The organism is Vibrio sp. 10N.261.45.E2 (assembly GCF_002875705.1).
Taxonomy (GTDB): Bacteria; Pseudomonadota; Gammaproteobacteria; order Enterobacterales; family Vibrionaceae; genus Vibrio.
This window is the reverse complement of the sequence record NZ_MCZZ01000134.1, coordinates 25,571-34,386: the sequence shown is the minus strand read 5'-3', so window position 1 is coordinate 34,386 and position 8,816 is coordinate 25,571. Positions and strand designations below refer to the sequence as shown.

Here is an 8,816-nt window from a genome sequence, read left to right as displayed (position 1 = left end):
ATTATCTGAAATCGGGCTTATTAGAGTTAATTATATTTAAATTAATTTACATCCTAATAATCAGCCGAAAATTAATGCCATTTCTTATCAAAAACACACTTAAACGGTCGATTTTAAAATGTGATCACAACAGCTTTATTCGCATTTACTTTGTTAATAAATAATTAATTCCATATCCAAAATTAAATATCTAAATAAAAACAATGCATACTTCCAAGCTAAGTACACTCTTATCAATAAAGTTATTCTGCATATAATCTCTCGTAAATTAAATTCTAGGAACTTTCGTCAAAAAAGCGTGCATAAAGTTCCCTAACAGCTAACTATTTAGAGTGCACTAACCATGATTAAAAGTGCATAAAGTTTGTTAAAACCCTTATTTTTAAAGGGCTGCGGGATAAAAAACGATTTGTGATAGATCTCTAAGAATACCTGACTAGCAAGCGTAATATTAATTCCAGACAAGAGATATGAATAAATAATTCATTCTTCTCAACTGAAAATAAATAATTACTCTTAGCGATAAAAGTAATTCAAATATATAAGAGAGAGACGATCATGAGTAAGTTCTATGTAGGTTCTGAAATAGGTCAATTACGCCGCGTTCTAGTTCACCGCCCAAGACGCGCACTGACTCACCTAACACCCTCTAACTGTCACGATTTACTATTTGATGACGTACTGGCTGTTGAGCGTGCAGGTAAAGAGCATGACGCATTTACTCAAACGCTACGTGATCAAGGTGTTGAGGTTCTTCTTCTTACTGACCTACTAGCAGACACGCTAGCCGTGCCAGAAGCGAAAGATTGGCTTTTGAGTCATCAAGTTTCTGATTACCGCTTAGGTAAAACTTTTGCTAACGATGTGCGCTGCTACTTGGGCGACTTACCAAACCTAGAGCTAGCGAAAATCCTAACGGGCGGTCTGTCTTACGCTGAAATGCCAATGAAATCATCTTCAATGATGCAAGGCATGCACGCACCAACTGACTTCATTATCGAACCTCTACCAAACCACCTATTTACTCGCGACACATCTTGCTGGGTATACGGTGGCGTATCCATCAACCCAATGGCAAAACCTGCTCGTCAACGTGAAACCAACCACGTTCGCGCTATTTACCGTTGGCACCCAACATTCGCAGGCCAAGACTTCATTAAATACTTCGGCGATGAAGAAAACATCAGCTACGACAATTCAACCATTGAAGGTGGTGATGTTCTTGTTATCGGTCGTGGCACGGTGCTTATCGGTATGTCTGAGCGTACAACAGCACAAGGTGTTGAGCACTTAGCATCTAGCCTATTCAAACACGGTCAAGCGAAACAAGTTATCGCAATGCAACTACCAAAACACCGCTCTTGCATGCACCTAGACACGGTTATGACACACATGAACGAAGACACGTTCTCTGTTTACCCTGAAGTGGTGAGTAAAGACGTGCAGTGCTGGAACCTTACTGGTGATGAGTCGGGCGCGGTAAAAGTGAAAGAAGAAGGCTACTTCGTAACGGCTATCGAAAAAGCACTCGGCGTAGACAAGCTAAACCTAATCACAACGGGTGGTGACAACTTCCATGCAGAACGTGAACAGTGGAACGATGCAAACAACGTTCTAACAGTTAAACCTGGCGTTGTGATTGGCTACGAAGGCAACACTTACACCAATGAAAAATACGACAAAGCAGGCATCACAGTTCTTCCTATCCCTGGAGATGAACTTGGCCGCGGTCGTGGTGGCGCACGCTGCATGAGCTGCCCAATTGAGCGTGATGGTATCTAATCACTAAGACGAAACGGCCAAGTTGAACGATCTTAAATAACCTCAACTTGGCCAAAATGAGAGAACACAATTATGACTAAGCAAACTGTTGTTGTTGCACTCGGCGGTAATGCCCTACTTCGTCGCGGTGAGCCGTTAGAAGCCGATGTTCAACGCCGTAATATTGAAACAGCTGTTAAGACCATTTCTGAAATTGCGAAAGTGTACAACGTGGTTCTAGTGCACGGTAATGGCCCACAAGTTGGTTTACTTGCTCTGCAAGGTTTGGAATACAAAAAAGTAAATCCATATCCGCTAGATGTGTTGGGCAGTGAGACTCAAGGCATGATCGGCTACATGTTGATGCAAGAGTTCAAAAACTATCTGCCTAATCGCAACATCTCATGCATGTTGACGCAAATGACCGTTGATCCAAACGATCCTGCATTCGCCGATCCAACTAAGCCGATTGGCCCGATCTACGAAGAAGCAGAAGCTCGTGAACTGGCAGAGAAATTCCACTGGATCGTCAAACCAGACGGCCAACACTTCCGTCGCGTTGTGCCAAGCCCACGCCCTACCGGCATTGTTGAGCACGAAGCGATCACACAGCTTATCGATGCAGGCCATCTAGTGATTTGTACTGGCGGCGGTGGCATCCCAGTGAAAAAAGAGAACGGCAAATTAGTCGGTGTTGAAGCGGTTATCGACAAAGACATGTCAGCGGCTTTCTTGGCGAAACAATTGGATGCAGATGCACTGCTTATTCTGACCGATGCTGACGCTGTATACCTTGATTGGGGCAAACCAACTCAACACGCACTGCGCAGCACCACACCAAGTGAATTGGCGATGTTTGAATTCGATGCGGGCTCAATGGGGCCAAAAATCGAAGCATCGTGCGAATTCATTCAACAAGGCGGCAAAGTTGTGGGTATCGGCGCACTCGAAGATGGCTTGCAAATCTTGCAAGGCCAAGCAGGCACCAATATCACCAAAGATTAATCCACTCGCGAGATTTTCAAACCTTGCGAGAAAACTGAATCACCGTTTGAACTGAAATTAATACACAAAAATTGAATCGCGCTTTCTTGAATTTTCTTTCCCTGTAACAAGAAAGCGCATAAATCTAAGAAGGAATACATCATGGCTTTTAACCTACGCAACCGTAACTTCCTAAAACTACTAGATTTCACTCCACGCGAAATTCAACACTTGTTAGATCTTTCTATGGAGCTAAAAAAAGCGAAGTACAACGGTTACGAACAGCCAACACTAACTGGCAAAAACATTGCGCTTATCTTTGAGAAAACCTCAACTCGTACTCGCTGTGCATTCGAAGTAGCGGCATTCGACCAAGGTGCTCGAGTGTCTTACTTAGGCCCATCTGGCTCTCAAATTGGCCACAAAGAATCAATGAAAGACACGGCTCGCGTTCTTGGTCGTATGTACGATGGCATTGAATACCGAGGCTTCGGTCAAGAGATCGTTGAAGAGCTAGGCGCTTACGCAGGTGTACCGGTATGGAATGGTCTGACAGACGAGTTCCACCCAACACAAATCCTTGCTGACTTCCTAACTATGACCGAATACGGCCGTGGTAAACAACTGCATGAAATCAGCTTTGCTTACCTAGGTGATGCTCGCAACAACATGGGCAACTCTCTGATGGTTGGCGCTGCGAAAATGGGTATGGACATTCGCCTTGTTGCTCCAAAACAATTCTGGCCACAAGAAGAGCTTTTGGCTCAATGTCGTGAAATCGCAGAACACACTGGCGGCAAAATCACGCTAACAGAAGATGTTCAAGAAGGCGTGCAAGGTTGTGACTTCCTATACACCGATGTTTGGGTATCAATGGGCGAAGCGAAAGAAGCGTGGGCTGAGCGCATTAACCTAATGATGCCTTACCAAGTGAACATGGACATGATCAAAGCAACGGGCAACCCACATGTGAAATTCATGCACTGCCTACCGGCTTTCCACGGCGAAGATACAACAGTAGGAAAACAGCTTGCTGCTGAATATCCGCAGCTTAAAGATGGCGTAGAAGTGACGGATGAAGTAGTCGAGTCTGAATACTCTATCGTGTTCGATGAAGCAGAAAACCGCATGCACACCATCAAAGCAGTCATGGTTGCGACACTAGGCAGCTAATAAGCTAAAAAGTTACGAAGTTAAAAAGTTAAGCACTCACTTGTTCGCGAAACATTGACAAGTTAAGTGCAATAACAGGGAAATGCGGGTGGCATTCTTGGGATTTTGACCTTGGATAAAACTCGCATTTTTTTTCATGTGCGAGAAGAGATTATTACCTTAAAAAACCTGAGATTCGCAGCTCCAACAAAGGCTTAAATGGAAGCTATAAACGGACGTGATTTCGCATAAAAACCCATTAAATGAATACTTTACAGAAAGTATTGCATGGCCTTTTTATCTGGGTATAATCCTCCGCAATTTGTCTTAAGAGAGCAAAAAATGAACCGCAATTCTGTCGCACATGATTGTCAAACTACACGCCAAAGATTGGCGGTGGTCTCATTTTTATTTTGCTCTATTGATCGTTTCGAAGCCTCCTATTTTTAGGGGGCTTTTTTTTGTCCGCAATTTGACTGTATGCATAGAAAAAGGAAGACCCGTTATGGCGCATTCGTTATTTAACAAGCACATCATCTCCATTCCAGAGCTCTCTCGTGATGAACTGGAGCTTATCGTCGATACTGCAGCAAGACTCAAGGCCGATCCAAATCCGGAGCTGCTGAAAAATAAAGTGGTCGCGAGCTGCTTTTTCGAGCCTTCAACTCGAACTCGCCTTTCATTTGAAACCGCAGTGCAACGCCTTGGTGGCACAGTCATCGGCTTTGATAATGGCGGTAACACATCGCTGGCGAAGAAAGGCGAAACGCTTGCCGATTCAGTGCAGGTTATTTCCTCTTACGTCGATGCCTTTGTGATGCGCCACCCACAAGAAGGCGCAGCACGTTTAGCCTCTGAATTTTCTAACGGTGTTCCGGTAGTGAATGGCGGTGATGGCGCAAACCAGCACCCAACGCAAACCTTGCTGGATCTGTTCTCGATTTACGAAACGCAAGGCACGCTCGACAACCTCAATGTGGCTTTCGTCGGCGACCTAAAATATGGCCGTACCGTGCACTCATTGACTCAAGCGCTATCAAAATTCAATAACGTGCGTTTCTTCTTTATCGCACCTGAAGTGTTAGCGATGCCGGATTATATCTGTGAAGAATTGGAAGAGATGGGCATCCAATACAGCACTCACAGCAGCATTGAAGAAGTGGTGCCTGAACTGGATGTTCTGTACATGACTCGTGTACAGAAAGAGCGCTTTGATGCGTCAGAATACGCGCACATGAAGTCGGCTTACATCCTAACGGCTGATACGCTGAAAGATGCACGCAAAAACATGAAGGTACTTCACCCACTACCACGTGTCGACGAAATCACAACCGATGTCGATAAAACGCCACACGCATACTACTTCGAGCAAGCAGAAAACGGTGTGTATGCTCGTGAAGCCCTATTAGCCCTTGTTCTTAACGACACTTTATAAGCAGGAGAAAACAGTCATGGTTAAACAAACTCAGCTACAAGTAGAAGCTATTCGTAACGGCAGCGTCATTGACCACATCCCTGCTCACCTTGGTATCAAAATCCTCAAACTGTTCAAGATGCACAAAACGGAACAGCGCATCACCATGGGATTAAATCTGCCATCATCCGCGTTGGGGCACAAAGACCTGATAAAAATTGAGAATATCTTTCTAACCAAAGAACAGGCGAACCAATTGGCTCTGTATGCACCACAAGCGACGGTCAATCAGATTGAAGAGTACAAGGTAGTAAACAAGCTGACTCTTGTACTGCCAGAGCAAATCAACAGCGTATTCTCATGCCCAAATAGCAACTGTATTTCGCACGGAGAACCCGTTGAAAGCAGCTTTAAAGTGCAGCTAAAACAGGAAAATGTGCAGCTAAAATGCCATTACTGTGAAAAAGTATTCTCTCGCGAGATTATGAGTGAAATTCGCTAACCCTTAGCGTCATTATCACAGTCTCCAAAGCACCCTAATAGCGATGGATATTTATGCCAAACTCGGAATAAATATCCATTTAACAAAAGAATAAAACTCCAAAATAAAAGCAAATAACTAGAATTTTATTTGGTGATCCCCTTCAAAAAGATAACTATCCTTTAGTGGTAGACTCGGTGCATAGACGATCATATACCACGCATACCTTTCCTCTTTATTTCGAGATTCATCGGTAGGCCCTACTTAACAATCGTACTCTACGGCTTTGGGAGTGCGCTCGGCGCTATGGACAAGCGATATTCACATATTGACCTTAAGGAGTTGTTCATGAATCCAATCACAGAGCACGGTTGCTTGTATTCAGCTGAAGACAAAACATTAACTGCAGCGTGCAAACGCTTACTACAACAACAAAGCTTCTCGACCCAAAACCAACTGCGCGAGAAACTCGTCGACATTGGCTATACAGGTATCAGTCAATCGACCGTATCTCGCATTTTGTCACAGCTTGGCGTTGTCAAAATTCAAAATGCCTGTGGTAAAAAGGTTTACTGCATCACGGTTGAAAGCGCGCCTGTGCGTGTCGATGCCTCCATCTCATCGCAAATCGAATTAATCACTCACAACCAAGCGATGGTGATCGTAAAAACAAACCCAGGTTGCGCACAACTAGTGGCAAGGTTAGTTGATATCGACCCACATACCGAGATTATCGGTACTGTTGGTGGTAATGACACGGTGTTAATTATTCCGAAAGATACGACGAATATTGATGCTTGCGAACAAGTAGTAAGAGCACGCTTAGGTGTTGCCTAAATGTCTTATTGGCAAAGGCCGTTCACTGCAGTTGCACTGCTAACTCTCTCTCGACTGCCTAAGAAAGTGGCTCACCCGCCCTAGCGGATATTTACTGGTCAATGAAACTAATAGCAAACTATTACGGTCTGATTGAGTTAAGATACCTTTAACTCCATTTTGATGACTAAATAGTATGCGACGACTTGCCACATTACTTTTTGTTTGTGTTTCCCTATTCACCCAGCCTGCGTGGGCGCTTTTTGGGAACGACAACGCCGAGCCAAGCTTCGGAGGCAATAACAATGGTTTTGTCCCTGTAGACCAAGCTTTCCCTTTCAATTACTACCAGCAAGACGGCAAGGTACTTCTCGACTGGCAGGTAAAAGAGGGCTACTACCTCTATCAACATAGCCTCTCGTTCACAGGCCAAAATCTCGCGATCGGCAGTGTTGAATTAGAAGATGGGCAACCACACCAAGATGAATTTTTTGGCGAGGTGAGTGTTTATACTCAGCCGCTATTCGTGCAAGTTCCGCTACAGAATTACCAAGATGGCTCACAGCTGATCGTTAAGTATCAAGGCTGTGCAGAGGCAGGCTTCTGCTATCCACCAGAAACTCGCGTCATCGACATTGCACCGTTTGAAGCGACGGGCTCAAGCGACACTGCTACTGACACTGCCAGCAACCAAGCGAACACCTCACCAGAAGTTCCTTCTCCAAAAGTGGATGTGGCAAGTAACACCACTCCACAATCAAGTGCACCCGTTTCAAAGGAAGCGAGCTTAGCCGATAAGCTCGGTGACACTTGGTGGACTCCGCTATTGTTCTTAGCTCTCGGTGTTGGCTTAGCCTTTACACCGTGTGTGCTGCCGATGTACCCAATCCTTACGGGTATCGTTTTAGGGGGCGGCAAGCTCAGCCAAGGTCGTGCGTTGATGCTGTCGTTCATTTACGTGCAAGGCATGGCGTTAACCTACACCTTATTAGGTTTAGTGGTTGCCTCTGCGGGCATGCAATTCCAAGCTGCGATGCAACATCCTTACGTATTAATTGCGTTGAGCGTTCTGTTCGTGGCGTTAGCAATGTCGATGTTTGGCGTTTATAACCTGCAACTGCCAAGTAGCATCCAAACTTGGCTCAATAACCAAAGTAACAAGCAACAAGGTGGCAATACCTTGGGTGTGTTCGCGATGGGTGCCATCTCGGGCTTGGTGTGTTCGCCTTGTACCACTGCGCCACTATCGGGTGCGCTGCTGTATGTCGCTCAAAGTGGTGACCTGTTTACTGGCGCAATTGCTCTCTACGCGTTAGCCATGGGGATGGGTATCCCGCTGATCTTGGTTGCGGTATTTGGTAATAAGCTACTACCGAAAGCAGGCAGCTGGATGGACAAGGTAAAAATCGTATTCGGCTTTATCTTGTTGGCAGCGCCAATCTTCCTACTAGAGCGTATTATCCCTGAGTTATGGGCAACCGTGCTTTGGTCTGGCCTTGGCTTCATCGCCTTTGGTTGGCTCTACCACAGCAAGAATGCACTGCCATTCGGTGGCTGGAAGCAGAGTGCTGTGGGCATCATCGCGATGCTTGGTCTATTTGCTTCTGCACAACCCGCATTAAACTATTGGTTTGCTGAGAAAAGCGTAACGGTGGAACAACAGCATATCCAATTTGCGCGCATCAATACCGTTGAAGAATTAGAAATCCAGCTCATCGAAGCGAAGAAACTGGGTAAGCCTGTGATGCTCGATTTCTACGCCGATTGGTGTGTGGCATGTAAAGAGTTCGAGAAGTACACATTCCATCAAGCTGATGTCGAGAACAAGCTTTCTGACTTTGTACTGCTGCAGGCTGATGTGACGAGAAACATGCCTCAAGACATTGAACTGCTTAAGCAATTGCAGGTGCTCGGCTTACCAACGATTGAGTTCTGGGACGGTGAGGGTAACCATGTTCCAAATGCTCGTGTCACCGGTTTTATGCCTGCCGATGTATTCTTAAAACACATGCAAGACCACCAGCTATAACGACAACATTCATCTAAATACAAGCATTAACAAAAGCCGCACCGCTCCTCATAACGAGATGGCAGTACGGCTTTTTTGTGATTATAGGAAACACTTGCCAAGAACAGGGATAAAAGTCGATATGGTTCAGACTTTTAATGCATAGATATTGTCCACATACTCAATCAGGATGATAATAA

At 45.1% G+C, this 8,816-nt stretch carries 7 protein-coding genes; all 7 read left to right on the top strand.

What is annotated here, in order from left to right; all coding sequences use genetic code 11:
• Nucleotides 1-558 precede the first annotated feature (558 nt).
• The 7 genes from arcA (at nucleotide 559) to BCT34_RS16030 (ending at nucleotide 8,637) form a co-directional block, all read left to right on the top strand.
• Nucleotides 559-1,782, top strand: coding sequence for an arginine deiminase (gene arcA / locus BCT34_RS16065; RefSeq protein ID WP_076655799.1), 1,224 nt, complete (start codon nucleotides 559-561; stop codon nucleotides 1,780-1,782).
• Between the two features lie 72 nt (nucleotides 1,783-1,854).
• Nucleotides 1,855-2,766: a carbamate kinase gene (arcC, locus tag BCT34_RS16060; protein ID WP_076655802.1), complete on the top strand. Its 912-nt coding sequence runs from the start codon at nucleotides 1,855-1,857 to the stop codon at nucleotides 2,764-2,766.
• A gap of 141 nt (nucleotides 2,767-2,907) precedes the next feature.
• On the top strand, nucleotides 2,908-3,918 hold the full coding sequence (locus BCT34_RS16055; RefSeq protein ID WP_004729719.1) for an ornithine carbamoyltransferase: 1,011 nt from the start codon (nucleotides 2,908-2,910) through the stop codon (nucleotides 3,916-3,918).
• Between the two features lie 484 nt (nucleotides 3,919-4,402).
• Nucleotides 4,403-5,332 (top strand): aspartate carbamoyltransferase, encoded by a 930-nt coding sequence (gene pyrB / locus BCT34_RS16045; RefSeq protein ID WP_076655805.1) that lies wholly within the window; start codon nucleotides 4,403-4,405, stop codon nucleotides 5,330-5,332.
• A gap of 16 nt (nucleotides 5,333-5,348) precedes the next feature.
• A complete protein-coding gene (gene pyrI, locus BCT34_RS16040) occupies nucleotides 5,349-5,813 on the top strand; it encodes an aspartate carbamoyltransferase regulatory subunit (RefSeq protein WP_004737110.1) in 465 nt (154 codons plus the stop codon).
• 327 nt (nucleotides 5,814-6,140) lie between these two features.
• The gene (locus BCT34_RS16035) at nucleotides 6,141-6,629 is read left to right on the top strand and encodes an arginine repressor (protein WP_076655808.1); all 489 of its coding nucleotides are present in this window, start codon (nucleotides 6,141-6,143) and stop codon (nucleotides 6,627-6,629) included.
• 175 nt (nucleotides 6,630-6,804) lie between these two features.
• Nucleotides 6,805-8,637: a protein-disulfide reductase DsbD gene (locus tag BCT34_RS16030; RefSeq protein WP_076655810.1), complete on the top strand. Its 1,833-nt coding sequence runs from the start codon at nucleotides 6,805-6,807 to the stop codon at nucleotides 8,635-8,637.
• Nucleotides 8,638-8,816 lie beyond the last annotated feature (179 nt).